The sequence below is a fragment of the Nocardia sp. CC227C genome, from assembly GCF_030767025.1.
GTDB lineage: Bacteria > Actinomycetota > Actinomycetes > Mycobacteriales > Mycobacteriaceae > Nocardia.
Window position 1 is genome coordinate 277,531 of the sequence record NZ_JASITE010000005.1, and the last position, 24,787, is coordinate 302,317.

Below are 24,787 nucleotides of genomic sequence, written 5' to 3' on the forward strand. Positions count from 1 at the left end.
CTGTCACGGCGCGGGCTCCAGGGCGGGCGGATGCCACTCGCCGCGGAGCACACTCGGCCGCGGCGCGTACAGGCGCATGGTCAGCGAGAACGGTCCCGCGTCCGGGATGGGCAGCCAATTGCCCGCCGGGACAGCCGATCCGGGCTGCTCGTACTGGACCGCGAGCGTGAGCGACCCGTCCGGATCGGGCACCGGCGGAATATGGTGGCCGACCGAGTGGATGCCCGATGGATGCGGAATCAGAAAGCCGTCGCCGTCGTAGGCGGTAATCGACCAGAAAGCGTCCACGGGCGGGAACTGCCCCGGCAGGAAGCGCAGCCGATAGCGGTTGGGCGTGCCGCCGGTATCGGCCAGCCCGTTCAGATTCGGATAGATCGCGTGCTCGGGCAGATTCGCGCCAAGCCCCTGCTGGGCGACCCGGGCGCGCAGCCGGTAGTCGGTGCCGTACTCGCCGAGTTCGGTGGAGTACTCCCAGCCGTTGGCGACGGTGGTGTCGGGGTCGATGTAGGTCGGGAGCTGCCGCCGGGCGGCGGCCACCCCGTCGTCGAGGTCGGCGGCGGAGATCCCGGTGACCGCTCCCCCGGGCCGGATGCCGATCCGCGCGAAACGCGCCAGGGCGGGCGCGTCCTCCGGTGCGGGCGGATTCACGGCCATGAGCGCGCACAGGCGGGTGAAGAAACTGTCCGCGTCCATGCTGCCGACCCGGAAGGCGGGCGGGGTGGTGGTCTCGACGGGTTCGACCGTCCCCTCGGGAGCGGGCCGCCCGGCCAGCCAGTCGCCGAGCGGCACCAGCGCCAGCTCGCGCTGGAGGGCCAGGACGGCGGGCACGTCCTCGGAGCCGTCGACCTGGATGCGGCCGATCAGCCAGACCATGGGCGTCGGCATCTCCAGCCGTACGGCGTCGTCGGGAAGTTCACCCGCCCACCCCGGTCCGGTGACCACGTACGTATAGGGCGGTCCGGGCGCACCGGGTTCCACCCGCGGCCGGATGCTCCCCGGGCTGTGCACGGTATTGGTCCAGGCGTCCAGGAACTGCATGACCCAGAACCGGCCCGATTCCACCGCGGGCATCCGCAGCACGATCGGCTCCGTCGCCAGATCCAGCCAGGCGATGGAGTACAGCGTGTCGATATTGACGCGAACCAGATCGCGACGGGCCGGGGTGGGCAGGCTGTCGGCGTGCAGGAAGCGGTTGGTCGGGACGATGGCCTCGAACGCGGTGCGGGTGGCGTCCATGAGCACCAGCGGATAGCCGTAGATATAGGCGTCGGCGGCGATGCCCCGCGCATCGGCGGCGGCGCTGGACGGCGTCGCGCCCGTGCCGTCGTCGGAACGTCCGCAGGCGGCCAGGGTGATACCGGCCGCCGCGGCCAGCCCGAAGGCGGTGCGGCGCGACACGCGCGTCGACAACCGATCGAGTTCGCCGTCCATGGCCTCCCATTCTCGCCCACCCGCGTTCCCGACCCTTCACCCGATCCGGGTGAAGCGCCTGTTCAACGGCTGACCCAGCCGCCGATCATCTCCGCGGTCTCGTCGATGAGCCGGTCGCGGTCGAGATCCGGCGGCGGTTTCAGGCCGATGCGCAGGGCCGCGGCCAGGCCCGCGTTGGCCATGACGAAGGCGCGGACGTCGAGATCGTGATCGGGCAGCGGCCCGAGCTGCTGGAGCAGGTAGGCGCGGGTGAGCAGCAGCAGGCGGCGTTCCAGGCCGCCGAAGCCCGCGCCGTCCACCGTGGCGTCGGCGGTGAGCGCGCGCACCAGCGGCTCCCGCTCGGCCAGCACCGAGACGATGGCGCGCAGGCTGGTGGCCACCGAATCCCGAGGCGACAAGCCCATGCCGTCGAGCACGGCAACGGTGAACCGCTCCTCCAGCTCCGCGAGCAGGCGGGCGCGCAGCACCTCCACGATCTCGTGCTTGTCGGTGAAATAGCGGTAGAGCGTGCCGATGCTCATATTGGCGCGGGCGGCGATGCGGTTGGTGGAGGTGTCGGCGATGCCGCGCTCGGCGAAAAGTCGAGCTGCGGTCTCGACAATGCGCTCGCGGGACTCCCGAGCACGCTCCTGCGTCGGGCGCTTACGGCGGTGACTGCCGGTTTCAGCCATGGAACCGGTGCGCCGTGAAAAGTGAGTAGAACCCGAGCATCAGCTCATTTTACGCTGCTGACATGGCCCGCGAGAAGGTGCCCGCGACGCTCGATACCGCCGCGGCAGGCAAGATCCCCACCGAATTCCGCTACCGGGACCGGCTCGCCGATCCCCGCGTGCAGCAGGCACGCCGCATGTTCCGGACCGTCTTCCGATTCGACCCGCAGCCCTCGGAGGAGCTGGTGCGCGCCTTCGGGGAGGCGTACTACCAGGCCGATCCGGTGGCCGAGGCGTTCGTGGACGAGGTGTATCTGGGCGAGCCGGGACCGAAGGCGGGCCGTGCCATGCTCGACCGGGCGCTGGAGCAGGGCGTGGACTCGGTGCCGGACGCGCCGCCCTCGCTCATCCGGCTGTTCGAGGAGTTCGAGACGCCGCCGGACTGGCTGGACCCGGAGCTGGTGGTCCAGGGGGCGCGGGTGTTCCGGCGTTGGGGCACTTCGGTATTCAGCTTCGCCACGACCAGCACCCTGGAGATGTACTCGGAGAGCTCCATCGCCAAACCGCTGTCCTACACCGGCGGCTACGCGGGCGACCGGGCGCACAAACGACAGCTGGAGACCGTGCGGTTCTGGATCGATGTCTCCGAACCCGGCGGGCTCGACCCCGGGGCGCGCGGGCGGCAGACCGCCATGCGGGTGCGGATCATGCACGTATTCATCCGCCGCAAGCTCATGGCCCGGCCGGAATGGGACTACGACGCCTGGGGCGTGCCGATCAGCGTGGGCGACGCGACGCTGACCCTGATGGGCGGCAGCGTGGTGCCCGGTCTGGCGCTGTGGAGCATCGGGCACCAGACCACCGTGCGCGAAATCGAGGCGACACTGCACTTCTGGCGGTACGTGGGACATCTGCTGGGCGTGCAGCCGCCGTGGTACCCGCGCGACTTCCGGGAATCGGTGCGACTCATGTTCGCGGCCTTCGTCAAACGCGCCCACACCGCGGGCGCGGACGGCGCGGAGCTGGTGGAGTCGTATCTGCCCGCCTTCGAACCGAAGTCCGGGACGCCGTGGCGCAAACGGCTGCGCGACGAGATCAACTACCGGATGCAGATCGGCTACACCGGCGTCTGGCTGCCGCCGTCCACCTACGCGCGCCACACCATGCCGCGCCGCTTCCCCTGGGTGCTGCACCCGCTGGTCCAGGCCCCGCTCATCTTCGGGGCGGAAACCCTGCGCCGCACCGTCCCGGGTCTGGACACCGTCGCCGACCGCGTCCAGCGCCACCGGCGGGAACAGTGGTACCGCAACGAGGTCGGGGACCGTGCGGCGGAATTCGAGCCGGTCGAGGAATTCCGGCGCTGAGCGAATTCCGACGCCGAGCGAATTCCTGCGCCGCGCACGGGCCGTCGGCCCGGACGCACGTGCACGAGGATCGCCACCTGCGCGGTTTTCCGTGGCCGCCATCATGGTGTCACCGGGGGGTGGACGCGATGGCCCGGGATCGGCTCGGCACAGGGCGAAGCCGGGCTCCCTCCGCAGCTGGGAGCCCGGCCCCCTGTCGGCGCACCGGTGTGGGCGGTGGGCCGACGTCTACGCGCCGGGTGGCGCGGGATCAGCGGGCGTGGCGCACGGTGTCCAGCGCCCGGCCCAGCAGGTCCAGGCCGTGGGCGAGTTCCTCATCCGTAATCGTCAGCGGTGGGAGCAATTTCACCACTTCGTCCTCGGAGCCGGAAGTCTCCACCAGCAATCCCAGCTCGAAGGCCACCTGGCTGACCTTGGCGGCCTCGGAGGCTTCCGCGAACACCAGCCCGTGCACGAGGCCGCGGCCGCGGGTGGACACGCCGTCGAAATGCCCGGCCAGCGCGGTGAGACCGGCGCGCACCCGCTCCCCCTTGTCCAGGGTCGCGGCTTCCAGCGCGCCGTCGGACCAGTAGTGCCGCAGCGCCGCCGCACCCGTGACGAAGGCGGCGTTGTTGCCGCGGAAGGTGCCGTTGTGCTCCCCGGGCGTCCACTGGTCGAGTTCCCGCTTCATGAGCACCAACGCCATGGGAAGTCCGTATCCGCCAATGGATTTCGAGAGCGTCACGATATCGGGCGTAATGCCGGCGACCTCGAAGGAGAAGAACGGGCCGGTGCGCCCGCAGCCCATCTGCACGTCGTCGACGATGAGCAGGATGCCGCGGTCGGAGCACAGTTCGGCCAACTGCCGCAGCCATTCGGCGCGGGCCACGTTCACCCCGCCCTCACCCTGCACCGTTTCCACGATGACCGCGGCGGGGCGGTCCAGGCCCGAGGACGCGTCGTCGAGCGCCCGGCGCATCCAGGCGAAATCGTCTGCCGCGCCGAGGTATCCGTCGTAGGGCATGGGGGTGGCGTGCACCAGGGGCACGCCCGCGCCCGCACGCTTGGCGGCATTGCCGGTCACCGAGAGCGCGCCCAGGGTCATGCCGTGGAAGGCGTTGGTGAAGTTCAGGACGGTGGTGCGGCCGGCGATCTTGCGAGCCAGCTTGAGCGCCGCCTCCACCGCGTTGGCTCCGGTGGGGCCCGGGAACTGCACCTTGTAGTCCAGCCCGCGCGGTTCGAGGACCACCTCGCGCAGCGATTCCAGCAGCCCGCGCTTGGCCGCGGTGGACATGTCGAGGCTGTGCGTGACGCCGTCCGCGAGCAGGTAGTCGATGAGGGCCCGCTTCAGGACCGGATTGTTGTGCCCGTAGTTGAGCGCGCCCGCCCCGGCGAAGAAGTCGAGGTAGTCCTTACCGCTCTCGTCGGTCAGCCAAGCGCCCCGACCGGTCGCGAAGACCGTCGGCCAGCACCGGCAGTAGCCGCGCACATTCGATTCGAGCGTCTCGAACACGGTCGTCTCGGCGGTGGTCATGGGCGGTCCTCGCAGTGCAGCAAAGTGAAACGTGACTGTTTCTATCACTGCGGGGCGGCGGGCCGGACCGTTTTCGCCGAATCCGGTGGGGTGGCCAGAATAAATCCTTTGCGCCATCGGCGCGGCCGCCATACTGTCGACATCTTGTGCGTGCTGACGTAGGGATCTACTGGCAGCTGGTCCGAGCGGGGTTCCGCCGACAGTCCTATTACCGATTGGCCATGATCGCGGGCCTGATCACCAATGTGGTCTTCGGGTTCGTCCGCGCCGCGGTGCTGATGACGGCCGTGGACAGCGGCAGCGACTTCGGCGGCTACGACCAGGGCACCATCGGCGCGTACACCTGGCTGTCGCAGGGACTGCTGGGGGCCATCGCGTTCTGGGGAGTGCCGAATATCGTGGAGCGCATCAAATCCGGCGATGTGGCCATCGACTTCCTGCGGCCCATCGACATCCAACTGGCGCATCTGGCGGAGTACTTCGGACGCGCCGTCTACACCCTGCTGCCGCGCGGGCTGCCCAGCGTGCTCATCGGCGCGATCACCTTCGGGCTCGCGGTGCCCGCCACGCCGGGGCCCTACCTGCTCGGCGCGATCAGCCTGGTCCTGGCCATCGCCATATCGTTCCTGTCACTGTTCACGGTGTGCCTGGCCGGATTCTGGGTGGTGGAGACGCGCGGACTGCGGACGCTGCACATGATCCTCGGCACCTTCCTGGCCGGACTGTTCGCGCCGGTGCACCTGTTCCCGGAGTGGCTGCGCATCCTGGCCTACTGCACGCCGTTCCCGTCCATGCTGCAATGGCCCATCGACGTGCTCTCCGGGCGCACCGTCGGCTGGCACGCGGTGGGACTGGTCGGGGCGCAGCTCTGCTGGCTGTTCGCACTGCTGGCCGCCGGGCAGCTGGTACTGCGCGCCGGACAGCGCAAGCTGGAGGTGCAGGGTGGGTGAAGCACCCTCGCGGCTGGCGCCCTACCGGGCCGTGCTCGCCTCCCGGCTGCGCGCGCAACGCGCCTACCCGCTGTCCTTCGGGCTGGACCTGTGCAGCGCCTTCCTCATCGGCCTGGTGGAATTCGCGGAGATGTACGTGATCTTCGCCAATGTGCCGCGGCTCGGCGGGCTCGACCTCACCGCCATGCTGCTGCTGTTCGGCCTGAGCAATACCGCCTTCACGGTGGCGGACATGCTGGTGGGACACCTGGACACGCTGCCCGACTACATCCGCAAGGGGCAGCTGGACGCCTTCTACCTGCGCCCGCAGCCGCTGCTGCTGCAATTGGCGACCAGCGATATCGCGCTGCGCCGCATCGCCCGCCTCGCGGTGGCGGTGACGATCCTCGGCCTCGGCATCGCCCGCAACGACATCGCCTGGACGCCAGTGCATCTCGTGCTGTTCGCGGTGACGCTGCTGTCCGGGATCGCGATCTTCGCCGGTCTGTTCGTCTGCGCGGCGGGACTCCAGTTCTATCTGATCGACGGCGCGGAGCTCACCAACTCCTTCACCTACGGCGGCTCCTACGCCTCGATGCAACCGACCTCGGTGTTCCCCACACCGATGAAACTGATCTTCGCGTTCCTGGTGCCCGTGGCATTCACCTCCTATCTGCCGACCATCGCACTGCTGGACCTCCCCGGCCCGGCCATGCTGCCGTCCTGGCTGGCCTGGGCCGCACCGCTGGCGGCGGTCTGGGTGTGGGCGGCGGCGCTGGGGCTGTGGCGGCTGGGCACCAGGCACTACCAGGGAGGCGGCGGATGACCGGACAGATCATCGATATCGAGGAACTCACCAGGACTTTCGTCCTGCGCCGCCGCGAGGGGCGCTGGCGGCGACGGCGCGAGGAGCTGACGGCGGTGGCCGCCATGAGCTTTCGCGTCGAACCGGGCGCGGCGGTCGGCTACATCGGCGCCAACGGGGCCGGGAAGTCGACCACCATCAAGATGATCACCGGCATTCTGGTGCCCACCTCCGGGACGGTGCGCACCTGCGGGCTCGATCCGGTCCGGCAACGGCGGGAACTGGCCGGCCGGATCGGCGTGGTGTTCGGGCAGCGCTCCCAGCTGTGGTGGGATCTGCCGCTGCGCGAATCCTTCTCGATACTGTCGGCCATCCACCGGCTCGACGCGTCGGCGGCGCGACGACGCCTGGACGAACTCGTCGACCAGTTGGAGATGGCCGAGACCCTGGACACCCCGGTGCGGCAGCTCTCCCTCGGACAGCGCATGCGCGCGGAAGTCGCTGCGGCCCTGCTGCACTCACCCGAGCTGGTCATTCTCGACGAACCGACGATCGGGCTGGACGTGCTGTCCAAACAGCGCCTGCGCGAATTCCTGCGCCACGAGCGCACCCACCGCGGCACCACGCTGCTGCTCACCACCCACGATATGGGCGATATCGAGCGGCTCTGCGAACGCGTCCTGGTGGTCGACCGCGGCCGCCTCGTCTACGACGGCTCGCTGACCGGACTGGCGACCACCGTCGGAGCACAGCGGGTGCTGACGGTGGACTTGGTCGAGCCCTGCGCCGAGCTCACCGACCTCCCGGGGGCGAAACTGCTCGACAGCGAGGGCGATGGCCTACGTCAGCGACTCGCCTTCGACTCCGAGCGCACCACGGCCGCGGAACTGCTGGCCGCCATCTCGGCCCGCGCCCCGGTGCGTGACCTGTCGCTGGAGGAACCCGATATCGAGGATGTGGTGCGACGCATCTACGAATCCAGCGCGAGACCGCCCGGTTCGTAACAATCCCGCGGACCGCTGCCACGGCCGACACCGCGCCGGGCTCTCGCGCGGCGCGGACACGGCGGTGAGCCGATGGACATCTCGTTGTTTCCCGCCGGACCCGAACTCCACATCCCGCCCGAGCAGGATCGGGTGCGCACGTGACATGCCGTCCTCGACACGGTAACCGATCGAGCAGGAGTCGAATGGTGGAATTCCGGCCTGCGGCATTGCTGCCGAGCGGCAGTGGGAAACGCGCGCCGACGACGGCATCGGTGCGTCCGCGCACGATCCGCGCGCGACTGCGGCGCATCCTGCTGGTATCGATGGCGATGGTGCTCGGACTGCTCGCGATCATCATCTCCGGGGAGGTCGCGGCCTACCGCGATACCGGCTCGACCGTGCGGGCGGTCACCCTCGCCTTGGCGGTCCAGGATCTGGTGCACGAGGTGCAACGCGAGCGCGGCCTCACCAATGGACTTCAGGGCGGCGATGATTCGCTGCGGCCGGTGGTCGAGCGGCAACGCGCGACCACCGATGCCGCGCTGCTGGCGCTCGAACGCGCCGTGGCCGCGCGGCCCGCCGGAGCCGACCAAGTACGTTCCGCGCTCACGCAATCGGCCGGATTGAGCGCCAACCGCGCGGATGTCGACGCCCGACGCATCGACCGCTCGGCCGCCTTCCAGTTCTACTCCGGCGCCATCGCCGCGCTGAACCGGGCCCGGCCCGGACTCGACACGGCCCGGGACACCGAGCTGTGGCACGGACTCCGGGCGCTCTACGCGCTCGGCGACGCCAAGGAGTACACCGGACAGGAGCGCGGCTTCCTACACGGTGTATTCGCCGCGGGCGGCTTCGAGCCGAGCGAGTACGTGCGGTTCCTGGATATCCGCGCCGCAAAACAGGCCGCGATCACCGCCTTCGACCGCGACGCCACCCCGGAGCAGCGCGCCCTGCTCATCGCCGCCATGCGTTCCGAGGACGCGGTGCGGGCCGGCGCGGCGGAGGCCATCGCCATCGCGTCCACGGCGGGACCGCTGCTGGAGCCGGTGAACACCGCCGACTGGTGGCGGCAGATGACGACCGTCGTCGATCTCGAGCACCGGGTGCAGCAGGCGGTCGGAGCCGATATCCGCGCTCGCGCCGACGCCCTGCGGGAGCGGGCCGCGCTGCTGCTCGGCGCGTACGTGCTCGCGGCGCTGCTCGCCGTGCTGGCACTGGTGGCGCTGGTGGTGGCGACCGTGCGCTCCATCGTGCGGCCGCTGGCGCGGCTGGCGGCGGAAGCCGACGACGTGGCGGGCCACCGGCTGCCCGAGCTCATCGCGGCCTGGGACCGCGATGCCGACGCCGATCCCGCACCGCCGCCCCCGGTGCGGGTCGGCGCCGGGGCGGGCGACGAAATCGTCTCGGTGGCGCAGGCTCTCGACCGCGTCCAGACCACCGCCTTCGAGCTGGCCTCGGAACAGGCGCTGCTGCGGCGCAATACCACCGAATCGCTGGCGAATCTGGGGCGGCGCAATCAGAATCTGGTGCGCCGCCAGCTCGGGCTGATCAGCGAGTTCGAGCGGACGGAACTGGATCCCACCGCACTGTCCAATCTGTTCGAGCTCGACCATCTGGCCACGCGCATGCGGCGCAATGCCGAAAGCCTGCTCGTCCTGGTCGGGGAGGCCAGCCCGCGGCGCTGGTCGGAGGCCGTACCGCTCAGCGATGTGATCCGAGCCGGACTGTCCGAGGTGGACGACTACCGCCGGGTGGTGCTGCGGCGGGTGGACGAGATCGCCGTCCTCGGCTCGGCGGTGAGCGAGGTGGCGCACATGCTCGCCGAACTCATCGAGAACGGATTGTCCTTCTCCCCACCGGATATGGAGGTGGAGATCTACGGACGGCGGATCGGCCGACGCTACCTCGTCGCCATCGTCGACCACGGCGTCGGCATGCCGCCCGACCAGCTCGCCGTCGCCAACGCCCGCCTGCGCGGCGAGGCCGACTTCCTGGTCGCCCCCACCCGCTTCCTCGGTCACTACGTGGTCGGCCGCCTCGCCCGCCGCCTCGGCGTGGAGGTGGAACTGACCAGCTCCCCGATCAGCGGCGTGGCGGCGCGGCTGCTGCTGCCCCCGGAGCTGGTGGTCGACCAGCTCCCGGAACAGCCCGCGCTGACAACGAAAGGAGCTGCGCCCCAGGAGATCGACGCACCGGTGACACGGGAATCGGAGGACGGGGCGAGGCCGATCACACCGGATACGGCGAACCCGTTGTCGGGCAGCACTTCTCGGACTGGAATCGATTCGCACGGCACGGAGGTGCAACGCACCCGAAACGGGCTCGTCAAGCGGAACCGGAAGGCGCGGGCGCAGGCTGGCGCGGACAGCGTGCGCCCCGCACCGCACCGGCAGCCCGGCGTCGCGCACGCACAACGCTCCCCCGACGAGGTGCGCGGCATGCTCGCCGGATTTCGCGCCGGGCATCAGCGCGGCGCGTCGAACACGCAGGAGGACCGCAGGTGACCACCCACTACACCGAAACCGACCCGCACACCTTCAATTGGCTGCTCGCCGACTTCGTCCGCACCACCGACGGGGTGCGCGACGCCGTCGCGGTGTCCTCGGACGGACTGCTCATGGCCATGTCCGCCGGACTGGACCGCACCGGCGCGGACCGGCTCGCCGCCATCGTGTCCGGCCTCACCAGCCTGAGCCGAAGCGCCTCCCGCAGTTATGATTTCGATGGCCTGCGGCTCATCATGGTCGAGATGGGGCGGGGTTTCCTGCTCGTCTCCGCCATGGCCGACGGCAGCAGCGTCGGCGTGATCGCCGACAGCGGCTGCGATGTCGGGCTGGTCGGCTATCAGATGGCGGTGCTGGCCGACCGCGCCGGAGCGCTGCTGACCCCCGCACTCGTCACCGAACTGAGAGAGTCGCTGTCGCGATGAACGATCGGCATCGACTCCCGGATCCGCGCATGATCGCGCTGAACCGGCCCGCGAACTGGGCGCACCCCGCCGATCACGACGTCGGCGCGCCCGGCCGCGAACGCCATCGCGAGCCCGCCGACGAACTCGTGGTGCGCCCGTTCATGGTGACGGCGGGCCGCACCACCCCGCTGGTGGACGGCCTGCGCCTGGAAACCATGGTCCGTGCCACCCCCGCCGCGCTGTCCGCCCCGCTGCGTTTCGAGCTGGAGCGCGTGGTGCGGTTGTGTCAGCACACCCACTCCATCGCCGAAATCAGTGCGGCCCTGCGGGTTCCGGTCGGCGTCGCCCGCGTGCTGGTCAGCGATCTGGTGAGCGCGGGCCACGTGTCGGTCAGCCAGGCCGATGAACTGTCCACCGCCGCCATCGAAAGGATCCGGGACCTTGTCCGGGCACTCTGAGCAAGCCACTTCCGCACCCGCCCCGGCCTCCTCCGTGAAGATCGTCGTGAGCGGTGGATTCGGGGTCGGCAAGACCACCTTCATCGGGGCCATCTCCGAAATCGAACCGCTCACCACCGAGGCCGCCATGACCGAGGTGTCGGTGGGCGTCGACACACCCGGCCGGGACACCGGCAAGACCACCACCACGGTGGCGCTCGACTTCGGCCGCATCACCCTGGACCGATCCCTGGTGCTGTACCTGTTCGGCACGCCGGGCCAGGAGCGTTTCGAATTCCTCTGGGACGACCTGCTCGACGGCGCGCTCGGCGGTGTGGTGCTGGTGGACACCGACCGGGTCGAGGACTGCTATCCGGTACTCGACTTCTTCGAGCGGCGGCACACCCCATTCGTGGTGGCGGTCAACCGATTCGACGCGGGACAGCGATTCGAACTCGACGAGGTGCGCGAGGCGCTGGATCTCGATCCGGCCGTCCATGTCATGGATTGTGATGCGCGCGAACGCAAATCGGTGCAGACGGTGCTGGTCGCACTGTTGGAGCAGGTATTGCTGCGCCGCCGGACCCATGCGTTGGCGCACTGAGCGCGCCGCGGACGAAAACTGCCCCGGATGCGCTCGCATCCGGGGCGGTGGCCCGAAAACCCTTCGCGTGCGGTATCAGCCGCCGAAGGAACCCGTCCAGAGGGTGCTCAGGATGCCGTGCAGCGCGGCCGAACCGGTGCTGAAAAGACCGTTCAGGGCGGCGCTACCAGTGTCGATGATAACCGGGATCATGGAATCAACCTCTCTGTCGTATGGCGTCCCCGGCGGGGATTTCCCTCCGCGGACGTGACCACACTGCCGACGCAGGCTTACAGCGCACTGGTCGGTAGCTGAGAGATCGCTGAGACCCGTTGTGGGTAGTGTCACCGTAACGAAAGCCGATGCGCGACTATCGCGGTGGCTGCGCTCCGGACGAATACAGGCTCACCTCGCCGTCCTCCCCGAGAAAGGCGTTGACCAGCATCGTCGACGTGGAGCGCAGCTCGTCCGGCTCGGGTGCGGCGGTGGTGATGGAGATCTGCGGAATGGCGGCCCAGTTGACGACATAGCGCTCCGGCGGGCCGTTGTCGGTGGACAGGTGCGCGAGCCGGAACACCGATACGGTCCGGCGAACCATGAGCGTGCGCACCACTTCCGCTATTCGCTCCGGGTCTTCCAGGGCGAACATGAAACCGAAGGTCAGCTCCGGCGAGGACACGTATGCTGGCACGAATATCGAGGCTATCGCCGCCGACCCGCCCGATCCGGTCGCCACGCCCTGCGGATTGCCGTCGATGCGCCTGGCGATCACCGGACCGCCCGCGCCGCCGGTTCCGGCGGGTGGTGCACCCGCACCCGCAAGCTCGGCGTCCAGGTGTCGAATCGCCTCGAACCGCACCCCGCATGTGACCGTCCCGTAATGGTGTATAACGATTCCCCGGCAGCTTCCCGAATCGCGCGCCCGCTGGTTGCGCGTCTCCGACGGGCGGGCCAACCTGAATATGTCCCGCATTTCGGACAGTCTTCTCATCGCATCGTCGCGGATTTCCCGGTTTCTTCACCGTGTCGTTTGAGTGGTGGGCTGTGCGTTCCGGCATGCGGGGCTGCGCCGGAGCCGAGGGGCGCCCCTCCCCGAAACCCCCTCGGCCCTGGCGCATCCAACACCACGGACAGTCGAGGGCGGAAGTATGACAACCGACTACGGCACAGCGGTTTTCGGGGAAGAAATACCGATGTCCGGTGCGCGACTACCCGCACCGGCCACCCTCCTGCGCGCCTTCCGCGAACCGGTCGCCGCCGACCGCCCGGACCGCGACGTCCTCGACGCCGCCCATGAGCTGGTGCAATGCCACGAACGCCGCCACCAGGCCCAACAGTCCGCGCACGCCAGCGGGGCCACCCCGCGCCGCGTCGCACACTGCAGTCAGGTCGTGGAGAATATCGACGCCCGCCGCGCGGAACTCGTCGGCCGAATCGACACCTGGGTGGCCGCCAATATCGCGCATCGCAACGGAGCCTCGCTGCACACCGAGACCCTGGGCGCGGTCATCGATCGCATGGCAGCGAAATGGGTTGCGGCACAACAGGCTTTGGGGATGCCGACACGCACCTCCCGGCCGCCCACCGCCGACGGCCGCCCCCGGCCGCGCACCGGACCGCACCGCGGTGACGGACCCCCGATCCACATCGGCGACGGTGGCCCGCGTGGCGGCGACGACCCCGCCCGCCGCAACGGCAACGATCACACCGCGCAGAACGGCGAAGACGCCGCGCGGCGCGGAGGCCGACGCGGCGTCGACCGAGAGACGCATCTGCTCTGGTACCGCCTGGCCGAGCTGGCCGACGGCTACCGGGATCTGATCACCGACGTGGCCGAGCACCGCCGACGGCTGCCGGTGTGGTGAGCGGCGCGGGGACGACCGGCTGCCTTCTCCCCGCGCCCACGGCCGCGCCGCGCGTCAGCGCTGGCGCGGTTCGACCACGACCTCGGCGTCGATGACGTCACCGGCCTGTTCGCGCTTGGGCGAGAAGTCTTGCGGCGCAGCGACATCAGCGTCGGCATCGGGACCGACACCATCGCCGACATCCGCCGCGCCGTCGGCTTCGGCGACACGCTGTGCCTCGGCGTCACGGGCGGCGGCCGCGGCGGCCTCGCGCATCTCGATGGCGTCGGTGATCCAGTCGCCGATCTCGCGGGTCACCTCGGCCACGGTGCCGGTGATGATGTTCGCGATATTGCCGACGTGCTTCGCGCCCGACGACGTCAATTCCTGGATCAGATCCTTGTTGCTCTCGAATTTTCCGATCATCTAAACGCCCACTTCGCTCGGCTTCCCCCGCCGCATGACGATAACACCCGGCTGCGGTGTCTTGTTGACGAGGAAGTCCGGCAGCGCCAGCTTGAACAGCTTGCCCCACACCGAGCCGATCTGCTTGCCGAGCGGGCCGGTGTTGTAGGGCAGGCCGAACTTCTCGCACAGCGCGCGGACCTGGGGCGCGATCTCCGGATAGCGGTTGGCGGGCAGATCCGGGAACAGGTGGTGCTCGATCTGGTGCGACAGGTTGCCGGACATGATGTGGAACAGTTTGCCGCCGGTGATATTGGCAGAACCCAGCATCTGCCGGACGTACCACTCACCGCGGGTCTCCTCGGCGGTCTCCTCCTTGGTGAACGTCTGTACGCCGGAAGGGAAGTGCCCGCAGAAGATGATCGAGAACGCCCACACGTTGCGGATCAGGTTGGCGGTGACGTTGCCCGCCAGCGTGGACAGGAACAGCGGTCCGGTCAGCGCCGGGAAGACGATGTAGTCCTTGAGCACCTGCCGTCCGGACTTGCGCCACTGCCCGATCAGCAGCGGTTTGATATCCGACCACTTGCGCTTGCCCTGCACGATGTTCTCGGCCTCGAGGTCGTGCAGCATGACGCCCCACTCGAACAGCACCATCAGCCAGAAGGCGTAGATGGGATTGCCGAGGTAGTAGGGGTTCCACTTCTGGCCCTCGTCGATACGCAGGATGCCGTACCCGATGTCGCGGTCCATATCGTGGATGTTGGTGAAGGTGTGGTGCATGTAGTTGTGCGAGTGCTTCCACTGGTCGGCCGGGCAGACCGTATCCCACTCGAACACCCGCGAGTTCAGGCCCGGTTCACGCATCCAGTCGTACTGGCCGTGCATGACGTTGTGGCCGATCTCCATATTGTCGAGGATCTTGGACACGCCCAGGGCGGCCACGCCCGCCAGCCAGAACGGCGGCAGGAAGCCCAGGTACATCAGGCCGCGCCCGGCGATCTCGAAGCCGCGCTGCGCCTTGATGATCTTGTAGATGTATTCGCGGTCGCGCTCGCCCAGATCGGCGACGATACGGGCGCGCAGTTCGTCGAGTTCGCGGCCGATCTCCTCGACCTGCTCGGCGGACAGGACCAGGGGTCCTTCTTTGGTTTCGGTCAGAATCGCCATGACGAACCCTCCTTTTCAGATGGCGATGTCAACGTCCCCGACCGGGGCGTTGATGCAGAGCTGGATGGGCTGATCCGGGTCGCTGTCGAGCTCCCCGGTACGCAGGTTGCGGGTGCAACCGCTGGTCTTGACCGCCGTGCAGGAGAAGCAGATCCCCATGCGGCAGCCGTATTCGGGGGTGAGTCCGGCGGCCTCGGCCTGCTCGAGCAGGGTCGCGCCGGAGTTGGCGGCGGTGACGCCGCTGCCGGAGAAGGTGAGCTCTCCCTCGGCGGCATCCGGATCGGCCGGTGCGACCGACAGCGTGAACTCCTCGCTGTGCAGGCGGTCGGCCAGCTGCTCGGCCTCGTAGACATTGCGCACCGCGTTCATGAGCGCGGGCGGGCCGCACAGGTAGGTCTGCGCGGTGGCGAACCAGGGGGCGAACTCCTCCAGCTGGTCGTAGGAGAAGCGGTGCCCCGGATCGCGTTCCGGATACAGCAGCTCGATACGCACATTGCCGTGCTGCATGGCGATGGCGTCGAGTTCGCTGCGGTGCGGCACCATTTCCGGAGAACGGTTGTAATGCAGGAAGACGACCTGGCCGTCGTAGCTCTCGGCCGTGAGGGTGCGCAGCATGGACAGCACGGGGGTGATGCCGCTGCCGCCGCTGATGAGCACGATCTTGTCCGGGCGCGGTTCCGGCAGGTGGAACACACCGGCCGCCGGGGACAGGTCCACCACCATGCCGGGGATGGCGTGTTCGTTGAGGTACCGGGAGACCAGGCCGTTCGGGTGGGCCTTGATGGTGAGTTCGATATGCCGGTCGCGGCGGCCCTGCGTATTCACCGGTGAATAGCAGCGGGTGTGGCGCACCCCGTCGATGACCACGCCGATCTGCACGTACTGCCCCGCGAGGTGTCCGGTCCACTGCCGGGTGGGCCGCAGGGTCAGCGTGACCGAACCCTCCGCGCTGCCCGGCCCCGGATAGCGGCGCACGTGGGTGATCTCGGCGCGCATGTCGCGCACGGTCAGGGTCGGGCGCACCAGCTCGAGGTAGCGGTCCAGCGGGTGCGGGCTGGTGAGTGTCTGCACGAGCTCGAGCAGTCCAACCATTGCGGGCCTCCTGTCGCGTCACCGAGTTCGCCTCGGCGCGCCCCGTCGATCTTGCTGTGCACCGACCGCGCTAGCTCACCAACGTTTCGGTGCACATCTGTACACTGAGTTAGTCTGCCGAGTACCCACCCTCGAGTGCAACCAGCAGTTCGTGTGACCCACGCGACATCTCGTGAAGGAACTGAATGTGAACGCATGTATGCTCATCGACGTGAGCGAGCAGGCAGCTACCCGAGTCGAGCGCAAGGAACGCACCCGCGCCGCTCTCCTCGAAGGCACCCTCTCCCTCGCCGCCGACCGCGGTTTCGCCGCCCTGAGCCTGCGCGAGATCGCCCGCTCCGCCGGAATCGTGCCGACCGCCTTCTACCGGCACTTCTCCTCGCTCGACGAGCTCGGCGCCACCCTGGTGGACCAGGGCGTCCGCGAACTCCGCCTGGCACTGCGGGAACTGCGCCGCACCCCCGACGCCCGCCTGGCCGAAACCGTCCGCTTCGTCTTCGAGCAAGTCGACGGCAAGGAGGACCTCTACGGCTTCCTGCTCCGCGAACGCCACGGCGGTTCCGCGGCCCTGCGCGGCGCCATCGCCGTCGAACTACAGCTCATAGTGCGCGAACTGGTGGTCGACCTCTCCCGCATCCGCGCCCTCGACACCTGGTCCCACGACGACCTCGAACTGGCCGCCGACCTCATAGTCTCCACCGTCGCCGCCCGCATAGCCGACTACATCACCGCCGCCCCCCGCGACCGCCCGCACCTGGTGGACACCGCCATCCGCCAGGTCCGCCTGATCTCCCTCGGCATGGCCGCCTGGCGGCCGTGACACCCACCGGTGAGCCGGCATGCGGCGAGTGAACTCACAGGTTCGCACCCGAATTTCTCCGACCGATCAATCGATTGCCGATACAGTGATGTGAAATCCTTTGCCCACCAATTGATATGAGGTGAATGGATGGCTGTCGCGGAGGGGAAATGTCGAGTCTCGACGAACGGATCAGTGCTGCGACCGGGTGGCTGACTCGCAATCAGATGCCTGACAGTCAAGGCGGAGCGGGGTGGGGGTGGGTACCCGACGTGCCGCCGAACCCGCAGAACACCGCCGAGGTCGTCTGTGCGCTCACCACGGCACGCCGCCGGGTGCCGCGCGTCGACGAGGTTTCCCGATTGGTTCGCCGCGCCGTCGTGCATCGTGAAGAAGGCGGCGATTGGGCCTTCCAAGCACCCATCGACCTGGCCTGGAAGATCCGGGGTCTGCGCTGCCTCGGGGTCGACGCCGCGGACATCGATATCACCGCGTGCCGTGACGCTCTCGTCGCCGAACAGGATGCCGACAGCGGTGGGTGGCGAATGTCCAGCCGAGTCGGGCCGATATCGGTTACCGCGACCGCGACGGCTGTGCAGGCGCTGACCGGAGTCAGTCAGCCGAATGACGTTTTCATGCGCTCGGCGGAGCGCGGTATCAAGTTCCTGGTCTCGACAACGCTCGCCCGCGACCCCCGCGTCGAACCGCTCTACGCATGCGCACATATCGCGTCGACACTGGCTCGGCCCGAAATCTCGTCGCTGGGTGGTAAACGGTTCGAGCGGGCCCGGGACCTCTCGGTGGAACGCATTCTCGCCGGCCTACGCCGCCAGGAGACACATATCGGCGAGGAGGCATTCCAACGCGACAACCAGGCCGAGACGTGGCGTCATCTGACCCTCCACCTCTCGGTTGGTGCGGTAGTGGCCGCCGATCCGCGAACCATTTTCGATCCGGCCGTCCGGCAAGCGCTCTCCGAACTTCTGGACCTTCAGGAAACGACGCGCCAACACGCGCAGCACGGTGGTTTCCGCACATCCATGTCGGGGTTCGTAACCTCCTACGCGACCACGCAGGCGCTGGAGGCCATGACGAATATCCGAACGTCGCTGAACGAAAGCATCAATACCGCAAAGGTATTCGATCTGGTCTGCCGTGCCGATGGGGTCCACCACGCGGATGCGCAACGGTTGATATCCACCCGCGGTCGGGAACTCGTGATGAACAGCCACGCCGGTGCCGCACTGCTCGCGGTCGGCGGTGCTTCCGGGTTGACCATCGCACTACTCGCTGTCGCGTTCGCCGACGATCTGGGCGAAGCCGGCAGCCGGGCACTCGTCGTCTGGGGCGTCCTGTTCGTGGCATTGGGAACCTTCGCAGGTATCTCGACGCGACTGCCGAGCGTGCCCAATGGGCGGATCGCAGCAGCCGTTTTCGCCGCCTACACGGCTGTCGTGCTGCCGATTGTCACCTTCCTGCTCTCGTGATCGGCAGTAGACGAGCGATTGTCCTGATGGTCGTCGCGACGACTCTGTGGGGGGCTTCCAGCGCCTTCTTGGCGGTGGTCTCCGCACCCGGCATCGGTTCAGCGGCTCCGGTGGCCGTCGGCGGCGCACTGTCTCTACTGTGCGTAGCCACGGCCCGCGGGGAGGCGCCGTGGCGGACCTTCCGCGCGGACCGTCGCCTGTTTCTCTGCCTCGGCGGGCTGGAGACCGCGAACCTCGCCTTCTATGTGGCAGCACTGCGGTTGGGACCACTCCCGGTCGTCGTGGCGCTGCATCTGACCGCACCGATGATCCTCATCGTGTCGCAGGTCCTACGGGGAAAACGCTCCCTCGGGATAGCGGTATTGGCCGAGTTGACGCTGGTCGGCGCGGCGATCGGCCTCGTCGCCGTGGGGCGGACGGACTCCCGCGGGACCACCGCTGTCGTCGCCGGATGCGTACTCGCGTTGGCCAGCGCGGCCTGTGTGGCGGGCCTCGTGACGCTGGTCGCCGAACACGCGGCACAGCGCGCGACACTGGCTTCTGCCGGGCTACAGCTGCTGCTGGCGGCGATTCTCGCGCTGCCTCTCACGATCGCCGCAGCGCCGTCCTCCGGGTGGGCGACCGCACAACTCGTCGCGATCGGGGCGCTGCTGCTCGGTCCTGGGTTCGCCTGTTACTGGTGGGCGCTTCGGACGCTGGACGCCACGACAGCCGGCATCCTAGGACTCAATGAAGCCGTGGCAGCCGCGATCATCGGTGCTGTCCTCACCGATACCCTCCTCACCACGGCGACCGTGGTGGCCGGAGGCTTGGTACTCACGGCCGTGGCCGTGCAGGTCCGAACCGATACGGCATTCGATGAGCGGCGGCGACGAAGGCCGCGCAAGCTCTCTCGTCCTTATCTCCGGTCTCGGTCTCGACCCCGCTGTTGACGTCGATACCGAACGGGCGAACAGTCGCGATCGCGTCGCCCACATTCTCCGGATTCAGCCCGCCCGCGAGGATTACCACGCACTGCGAACCGTCGAGAGCGCGCACGATGTCCGCGCTGATGGACCAGTCGTGCGTCCGACCCGTTCCTCCGAGACGGTCGGCCGTCCGTGAATCCAACAGAATCGCGTCACAATCAACCGCGACCCGCCGCGCCACATCGACGGCTTCGGGTCCGGTCACATGGACAGCTCGAAGGACCTTCAGCCCACCCGCCAGCTCCCTGACCTGCCGCACAGTTTCATCGGTGACCAGACCGTGCACCTGGACAGCGTCCACTCCGATGCGACAGGCAAGATCGACAATGGCTGCCGCATCCTCCAGATGCGTCACCAGCACCCGGGTGACGAAGGGCGGGGCCAGCCCGGACAATCGGGCCGCCGTTTCGGTATCGAGCGCGTCTTCGCTGAAATGCGTTACGCCACTGATGAACCCGATGGCGTCTGCACCGGCGGACACTGCGATTCGCAGATCGTTCTCGGAGCGAATTCCGCAGATCTTCGCACGCATGGTCACCTTGGCTACTCTACCCAAACACTGCGACGGTCAGCGTTGTTCCTCCGCACGCTGCGGCGGCCGCACCGGCAGCAGGGCCAGCAGGCCGATGATCAGTACCAGCAGCAGGCCGACTATGCCGGCGCGGTCGGCGTCGAAGGCCCAGGCGAAGAGGCCGAAGAGGGTGGGGGCCAGGAAGGATACGGCTCGGCCGGTGGTGGTGTAGAGGCCGAATATCTGGCCTTCGCGGCCGGGTGGGGCGAGGCGGGCGAGGAAGGAGCGGGCGGAGGCTTGGGCGGGGCCGACGAAGACGGTGAGCAGGAGGCCGAAGATCCAGAACATGAGGGGGCCGGACACCGCGAGGAGGGCGGTGCCGCAGACGATCATGGACAGCAGTGACGTCACGATGACGGCCTTCGGGCCGATGCGGTCGTCGAAGCGACCCGCGACGACGGCGCCGAGCGCCGCGACCACATTCGCCGCGATGCCGAACAGCAGCACGTCGGCGTCGGCGATGCCGTAGACATTGACGGCCAGCACCGCGCCGAAGGTGAAGACACCGGCCAGGCCGTCCCGGAAAACCGCACTGGCTAGCAGGAAACCGACGGTACGGCGGTCGACGCGCCACAGCTCGCGCAGATCCCGCCACAGCACCCGATACGAGGTGAGCAGGGCGCGCCACCAACCGGTCAGCCTGTTACCGGTCCGAACCCGCACGGCCGCACCGGGATCGGCGTCGGTGCGCGGCAGCTCCGGAGCCAGGAACAGCACCGGCAGGGCGAAGGCGGCGAACCAGACGGCCGCCAGCACGGCCACCAGGCGGATGTTCAGGCCGGTGTCGGTGGGAACGCCGAGCAGACCGCGGAAATCGCCGTCACCGCTGATGAAGCCGAAATAGCAGATGAGCAGCAGCAGGATGCCGCCGAAATAGCCCATGGCCCAACCGAATCCAGAGACGCGGCCCACGGTGGCGGGCGTGGACACCTGGCGCAGCATGGCGTTGTAGGGCACGTTAGCGAGTTCGAAGAACGCCGAGCCCAAGCCCAGCAGCACCAGACCCAGCCACAGATAGTGATAGTCGTCGCGCACGAAGAACATGAGCGACATGGTCAGCACGGTCATGCCGGTCAGAATCGCCAGGGAGAGTTTGCGTTTGGCGGCGGCGTCGAACCACTGGCCGCTCACGGGCGCGGTGAGTGCGACCACCAGCCCCGCCGCTCCCAAGGCCCATCCCAACCAGGCGCTCGCCGAGATGTCGCCGGGCAGATTCTCGCCCACCTTGTCGGTGAGGTACACCGAGAAGACGAAGGTGAGGATCACGGCATTGAATGCCGCGGAACCCCAATCCCACATACCCCACGCGACCACCTGCCCGCGGCCACTGGCCTGCCCGACCGTCGCCTGTCCCGAAACCTCCGCCATCAGCGCAGGGTATGCGACGAATCGGAAACGGCGGCGGGAAACACGCCACCGTTCACGGGGCGGCCATGCGGCGGTACCCCACCCCGCTATGCACCGAGTTGCATAGTACATATTGTCGCAGTTATCCTCGACGCATGGCCCTCGAACACGCGTTGCTGGTATCGCTGACCGAGCGCGCCAGTTCGGGCTACGAACTGGCGCGTCGCTTCGACAAATCCATCGGCTTCTTCTGGAACGCCACCCACCAGCAGATCTATCGCGTCCTCAAGCGTATGGAAGAGCAGGGCTGGGTGAGCGCCGAGGCCGTGGTGCAGGACGGACGACCCGACAAGAAGGTGTACACGGTCAGTGACGCCGGGCGGGCCGAACTCACCCGCTGGATCGCCGAACCCCTCGATATCGGTCCCATGCGCAACGAGCTGGGCGTGAAACTGCGCGCCGCCTCGCACGGCGACATCCCGACGCTCTGCGCCGAGGTGGCCCGGCTGCGCGATCAGCACGCCCAGCGGCTGGAGCTGTATCGCGCCTTCGAGAAGAAGGACTTCTCCGCACCGGATCGGCTCTCCGGAACGGCTCTGCACCAGTACCTCGTCCTGCGCGGCGGCATCCGCGTCGAGGAGGGGTTCGTCGACTGGTGCGATGAAATCCTCGCCGCCCTGCGGCGGGACACGGACCCGCGAGGCGACACAGCCCCGTCGCCCGCGCCCTGAGAAAGGCAGTGCTCAGCGATGAGTGTTTACCCGCACCTCTTCGAACCGCTCGACCTCGGTTTCACCAGCCTGCGCAACCGGGTGGTGATGGGTTCCATGCACACCGGCCTGGAGGATCGGGCGTGGAACACCAACAAGCTCGCCGCCTACTTCGCCGAGCGCGCCAAAGGTGGTGTGGGCCTGATCATCACGGGCGGCTACGCCCCCAACCGCACCGGCTGGCTGCTGCCCTTCGGCGCGAAACTGACCAATAGGACCGAGGCGTACCGGCATCGCGCCATCACCAAGGCGGTGCACGCCGAGGGCGGCAAGATCGCCCTGCAGATCCTGCACGCGGGCCGCTACTCGTACATGCCCGGCAGTGTGTCGGCCTCCGCGATCAAGGCCCCGATCAACCCGTTCCGTCCGCGCGCCCTGTCGTCCAAGGGCGTCGAGCAGACCATCGACGACTACGCGCGCTGCGCCCACCTGGCCAAGTTCGCGGGCTACGACGGTGTCGAGATCATGGGTGGTGAAGGCTATTTCATCAACCAGTTCCTGGTGCCGCGCACCAACAAGCGCAAGGACAAGTGGGGCGGCAGCTCCGAGAACCGCCGCCGCATCGCCGCCGAGATCGTCGAGCGGGTGCGCGCGGCCACCGGCCCGGACTTCATCATCGTATTCCGGCTCTCCATGGCCGATTTCGTGGAGAACGGTCAGACCTGGGACGAGATCGCCGCTGTCGCACGGGATGTGGAGGCCGCCGGAGCCACCATCATCAACACCGATATCGGCTGGCACGAGGCCCGCGTGCCCACCATCGTCACTTCGGTGCCGCGTGCCGCGTTCGTCGAGTGGACGGCGAAAGTCAAGGACGTGGTGAGCATTCCGGTGTGCGCGTCGAACCGGATCAATATGCCGGAGACCGCCGAGGAGATCCTCACCCGCGGCGACGCCGACCTCATCTCGCTGGCCCGCCCGCTGCTGGCCGACGCGGACTGGGCGGTCAAGGCGCAGGAGGCGCGCGCCGACGAGATCAATACCTGCATCGCCTGCAACCAGGCCTGCCTGGACCACGCCTTCCAGGCCAAACACGTTTCCTGCCTGCTGAATCCGCGCGCGGGCCGCGAAACCGAACTGAATCTGCTGCCGACCCGGCGCACCCGGCGCTTCGCCGTGGTGGGGGCGGGCCCGGCCGGACTCTCCGCGGCCGTCAGCCTGGCCCAGCGCGGCCACCACGTTGACCTGTTCGAATCCGACGACAAGATCGGCGGCCAGTTCGATATCGCGCGGCGCATTCCGGGCAAGGAGGAGTTCAACGAGACCATTCGCTACTACACCCGCATGATCGAGGTCGCGGGCGTGCGTCTGCATCTGGAGACCCGCGCCACCGCCGAGCAGCTCATCGACGGGAACTACGACGAGGTCGTTCTGGCCACCGGCGTGCGGCCGCGCGTCCCGAGGATTCCGGGCATCGACCACCCGAAGGTGCTCACCTACGCCGAACTGGTGCGAGAGGGCAAGCCGGTCGGCACCAAGGTGGCCGTGATCGGCGCGGGCGGCATCGGCTTCGACGTGAGCGAATTCCTCACCGTCGAAGGGCATCCCAGCCTCAAGCTCGACGAGTGGAAAGAGGAGTGGGGCGTCACCGACGACGAGAACGTGCGCGGATTCGTCACCACCCCCAAACCCTCCCCCGCCGCCCGGGAAGTCGTGCTGCTGCAACGCAAAACCTCGTCCTTCGGCAAGGGGCTCGGCAAGACCAGCGGCTGGGTGCACCGTGCCGCGGTGAAGGCCAAGGGTGTCGAGCAGATCGGCGGCGTGAACTACGAGCGCATCGACGATCGCGGCCTGCACATCAGCTTCGGCGAGAAGCGGGAGCGGCCGCGCGTCATCGAATGCGACAACGTGATCCTCTGCGCCGGACAGGAATCCGTGCGGGAGCTGGAGGAGCCGCTGCGGGCGGCGGGCGTGCGGGTGCACCTCATCGGCGGCGCGGACCTGGCCGCCGAACTCGACGCCAAACGCGCCATCGAACAGGGCACCCGCCTGGCGGCGGCGCTGTAATGCCGCTGCTGACCCGCCTCGGTCTGCCCGGCGACGAGCGGTCCTGGGCGGCAATGGGATTCACTGTCACCGACGGCATCGTGCGCATCGGCCAGGTGACGTGCACCTTCGGCGAACCCGCCTGGGGCTTCGACGAGGTGCACGCCGATCCGGCGCTGCTGGGCGTCCCGGCCCTGCTGGACACGACGGACGCACCGCACGCACCACCGCATCCGAACGGCGTGACCCGGGTGGACCACATCGTCTACTGGGTCCCCGACCTGGACAAGGCGGTCGAGGATCTGAACGCGGTCCTCGGCGCGCCCCCGCGCCGCCGCTTCCACCCGCGCGGCCCCGACGGCCCGGAAATGGCCTTCTACCGCGTCGGCGAAGCCTTCATCGAGGTCGTCACCTCGGGCCTGCCCCGAGCCCTGGCCGGTATCGCCTTCATGGCCGACGACCTGGACGCCACGGTCACGGCCGTACGCGCCGCGGGCGGCCCCATCGGCGACCCCAAACCGGCGGTCCAGGGTGGTCGCATCGCCAGTATCTGGCGGGGCCACGCGCAGTGGGGCATCGCGTTCATGGAGGAGTAGACCGCAGACGCGACAGCTGATCTCGTGAGGCGGGGGTAACTCATGGGGTACGCCCAACATGGCTTCGGCACTCACCGCCGGCACGGGTGCACGACCGACGACGGCTCGCGGCCGGCCGTTGAAGTCACGGAGAGGCGGGTAAG

24 protein-coding genes are annotated in these 24,787 nt (G+C 68.5%); 15 read left to right on the forward strand and 9 right to left on the reverse strand.

Annotated features, from left to right (window positions below):
- Window positions 1–3 precede the first annotated feature (3 nt).
- Window positions 4–1,431, reverse strand: a complete 1,428-nt coding sequence (locus tag QMO76_RS12365; protein WP_306361380.1) for a DUF1254 domain-containing protein — start codon at window positions 1,429–1,431, stop codon at window positions 4–6.
- Window positions 1,432–1,493: 62 nt separating this feature from the next.
- Window positions 1,494–2,102 carry a TetR/AcrR family transcriptional regulator gene (locus tag QMO76_RS12370; protein ID WP_306361381.1) on the reverse strand — a complete coding sequence of 203 codons (609 nt, stop codon included), beginning with the start codon at window positions 2,100–2,102 and terminating at the stop codon, window positions 1,494–1,496.
- A 62-nt stretch (window positions 2,103–2,164) separates the two neighbouring features.
- On the opposite strand from QMO76_RS12370, the gene QMO76_RS12375 reads away from it, so the two are divergent.
- Entirely contained in the window at window positions 2,165–3,445 is a 1,281-nt protein-coding gene (locus QMO76_RS12375) for an oxygenase MpaB family protein (RefSeq protein ID WP_306361382.1), read from the forward strand.
- Between the two features lie 250 nt (window positions 3,446–3,695).
- On the opposite strand, the gene ectB is transcribed toward QMO76_RS12375, so the two are convergent.
- Window positions 3,696–4,958: a diaminobutyrate--2-oxoglutarate transaminase gene (gene ectB, locus QMO76_RS12380; protein WP_306361383.1), complete on the reverse strand. Its 1,263-nt coding sequence runs from the start codon at window positions 4,956–4,958 to the stop codon at window positions 3,696–3,698.
- A gap of 146 nt (window positions 4,959–5,104) precedes the next feature.
- Here ectB and QMO76_RS12385 point away from each other — a divergent pair, with 146 nt between their 5' ends.
- The 7 genes from QMO76_RS12385 (at window position 5,105) to QMO76_RS12415 (ending at window position 11,630) form a co-directional block, all read left to right on the forward strand.
- Window positions 5,105–5,908, forward strand: coding sequence for an ABC-2 family transporter protein (locus tag QMO76_RS12385; protein ID WP_306361384.1), 804 nt, complete (start codon window positions 5,105–5,107; stop codon window positions 5,906–5,908).
- Window positions 5,901–6,713 carry an ABC transporter permease gene (locus QMO76_RS12390; RefSeq protein ID WP_306361385.1) on the forward strand — a complete coding sequence of 271 codons (813 nt, stop codon included), beginning with the start codon at window positions 5,901–5,903 and terminating at the stop codon, window positions 6,711–6,713. Before QMO76_RS12385 ends, QMO76_RS12390 begins: the two co-directional genes overlap by 8 nt.
- A complete protein-coding gene (locus QMO76_RS12395) occupies window positions 6,710–7,696 on the forward strand; it encodes an ATP-binding cassette domain-containing protein (protein WP_306361386.1) in 987 nt (328 codons plus the stop codon). The genes QMO76_RS12390 and QMO76_RS12395 overlap by 4 nt, the downstream gene beginning before the upstream one ends.
- 185 nt (window positions 7,697–7,881) lie before the next feature.
- Window positions 7,882–10,182: a nitrate- and nitrite sensing domain-containing protein gene (locus QMO76_RS12400; protein WP_306361387.1), complete on the forward strand. Its 2,301-nt coding sequence runs from the start codon at window positions 7,882–7,884 to the stop codon at window positions 10,180–10,182.
- Window positions 10,179–10,607, forward strand: coding sequence for a roadblock/LC7 domain-containing protein (locus tag QMO76_RS12405; protein ID WP_306361388.1), 429 nt, complete (start codon window positions 10,179–10,181; stop codon window positions 10,605–10,607). The genes QMO76_RS12400 and QMO76_RS12405 overlap by 4 nt, the downstream gene beginning before the upstream one ends.
- A complete protein-coding gene (locus QMO76_RS12410; RefSeq protein ID WP_306361389.1) occupies window positions 10,604–11,047 on the forward strand; it encodes a DUF742 domain-containing protein in 444 nt (147 codons plus the stop codon). The genes QMO76_RS12405 and QMO76_RS12410 overlap by 4 nt, the downstream gene beginning before the upstream one ends.
- Window positions 11,031–11,630: an ATP/GTP-binding protein gene (locus tag QMO76_RS12415; RefSeq protein ID WP_306361390.1), complete on the forward strand. Its 600-nt coding sequence runs from the start codon at window positions 11,031–11,033 to the stop codon at window positions 11,628–11,630. The genes QMO76_RS12410 and QMO76_RS12415 overlap by 17 nt, the downstream gene beginning before the upstream one ends.
- 349 nt (window positions 11,631–11,979) lie before the next feature.
- On the opposite strand, the gene QMO76_RS12420 is transcribed toward QMO76_RS12415, so the two are convergent.
- Window positions 11,980–12,582: a hypothetical protein gene (locus QMO76_RS12420; protein WP_306361391.1), complete on the reverse strand. Its 603-nt coding sequence runs from the start codon at window positions 12,580–12,582 to the stop codon at window positions 11,980–11,982.
- Between the two features lie 175 nt (window positions 12,583–12,757).
- Between QMO76_RS12420 and QMO76_RS12425 the strand changes: the two genes are divergently transcribed.
- Window positions 12,758–13,474, forward strand: a complete 717-nt coding sequence (locus tag QMO76_RS12425; RefSeq protein WP_306361392.1) for a DUF4254 domain-containing protein — start codon at window positions 12,758–12,760, stop codon at window positions 13,472–13,474.
- A 54-nt stretch (window positions 13,475–13,528) separates the two neighbouring features.
- On the opposite strand, the gene QMO76_RS12430 is transcribed toward QMO76_RS12425, so the two are convergent.
- Genes QMO76_RS12430 through QMO76_RS12440 form a run of 3 tightly spaced genes read right to left on the reverse strand, consistent with a single transcriptional unit; the run spans window position 13,529 to window position 16,120 of the window.
- Window positions 13,529–13,879, reverse strand: coding sequence for a hypothetical protein (locus QMO76_RS12430; protein WP_306361393.1), 351 nt, complete (start codon window positions 13,877–13,879; stop codon window positions 13,529–13,531).
- Window positions 13,880–15,028 carry an acyl-CoA desaturase gene (locus QMO76_RS12435; RefSeq protein ID WP_306361394.1) on the reverse strand — a complete coding sequence of 383 codons (1,149 nt, stop codon included), beginning with the start codon at window positions 15,026–15,028 and terminating at the stop codon, window positions 13,880–13,882.
- A 15-nt stretch (window positions 15,029–15,043) separates the two neighbouring features.
- Window positions 15,044–16,120: a ferredoxin reductase gene (locus QMO76_RS12440; protein ID WP_306361395.1), complete on the reverse strand. Its 1,077-nt coding sequence runs from the start codon at window positions 16,118–16,120 to the stop codon at window positions 15,044–15,046.
- A gap of 199 nt (window positions 16,121–16,319) precedes the next feature.
- Between QMO76_RS12440 and QMO76_RS12445 the strand changes: the two genes are divergently transcribed.
- From QMO76_RS12445 to QMO76_RS12455, 3 genes are all read left to right on the forward strand, one after another.
- A complete protein-coding gene (locus QMO76_RS12445; RefSeq protein WP_372341964.1) occupies window positions 16,320–16,940 on the forward strand; it encodes a TetR family transcriptional regulator in 621 nt (206 codons plus the stop codon).
- Between the two features lie 149 nt (window positions 16,941–17,089).
- Window positions 17,090–18,406: a hypothetical protein gene (locus tag QMO76_RS12450; RefSeq protein WP_306361397.1), complete on the forward strand. Its 1,317-nt coding sequence runs from the start codon at window positions 17,090–17,092 to the stop codon at window positions 18,404–18,406.
- The gene (locus QMO76_RS12455) at window positions 18,403–19,338 is read left to right on the forward strand and encodes a DMT family transporter (RefSeq protein WP_306361398.1); all 936 of its coding nucleotides are present in this window, start codon (window positions 18,403–18,405) and stop codon (window positions 19,336–19,338) included. Before QMO76_RS12450 ends, QMO76_RS12455 begins: the two co-directional genes overlap by 4 nt.
- On the opposite strand, the gene QMO76_RS12460 is transcribed toward QMO76_RS12455, so the two are convergent.
- Together QMO76_RS12460 and QMO76_RS12465 are read right to left on the reverse strand one after the other, a co-directional pair.
- Window positions 19,223–19,906, reverse strand: a complete 684-nt coding sequence (locus QMO76_RS12460) for a phosphoribosylanthranilate isomerase (protein ID WP_306361599.1) — start codon at window positions 19,904–19,906, stop codon at window positions 19,223–19,225. The two genes, QMO76_RS12455 and QMO76_RS12460, sit on opposite strands and share 116 nt — an antisense overlap.
- A 36-nt stretch (window positions 19,907–19,942) precedes the next feature.
- Entirely contained in the window at window positions 19,943–21,313 is a 1,371-nt protein-coding gene (locus tag QMO76_RS12465; RefSeq protein WP_306361399.1) for an MFS transporter, read from the reverse strand.
- A 134-nt stretch (window positions 21,314–21,447) separates the two neighbouring features.
- Between QMO76_RS12465 and QMO76_RS12470 the strand changes: the two genes are divergently transcribed.
- The 3 genes from QMO76_RS12470 to QMO76_RS12480 are packed head-to-tail and all read left to right on the forward strand — an operon-like array spanning window position 21,448 to window position 24,644.
- Complete coding sequence (locus tag QMO76_RS12470; protein ID WP_306361400.1) at window positions 21,448–22,023, forward strand: PadR family transcriptional regulator; 576 nt, start codon at window positions 21,448–21,450, stop codon at window positions 22,021–22,023.
- Window positions 22,024–22,041: 18 nt separating this feature from the next.
- The gene (locus QMO76_RS12475) at window positions 22,042–24,069 is read left to right on the forward strand and encodes an NADPH-dependent 2,4-dienoyl-CoA reductase (RefSeq protein ID WP_306361401.1); all 2,028 of its coding nucleotides are present in this window, start codon (window positions 22,042–22,044) and stop codon (window positions 24,067–24,069) included.
- The gene (locus QMO76_RS12480) at window positions 24,069–24,644 is read left to right on the forward strand and encodes a VOC family protein (protein WP_306361402.1); all 576 of its coding nucleotides are present in this window, start codon (window positions 24,069–24,071) and stop codon (window positions 24,642–24,644) included. Before QMO76_RS12475 ends, QMO76_RS12480 begins: the two co-directional genes overlap by 1 nt.
- Window positions 24,645–24,787: the final 143 nt, after the last annotated feature.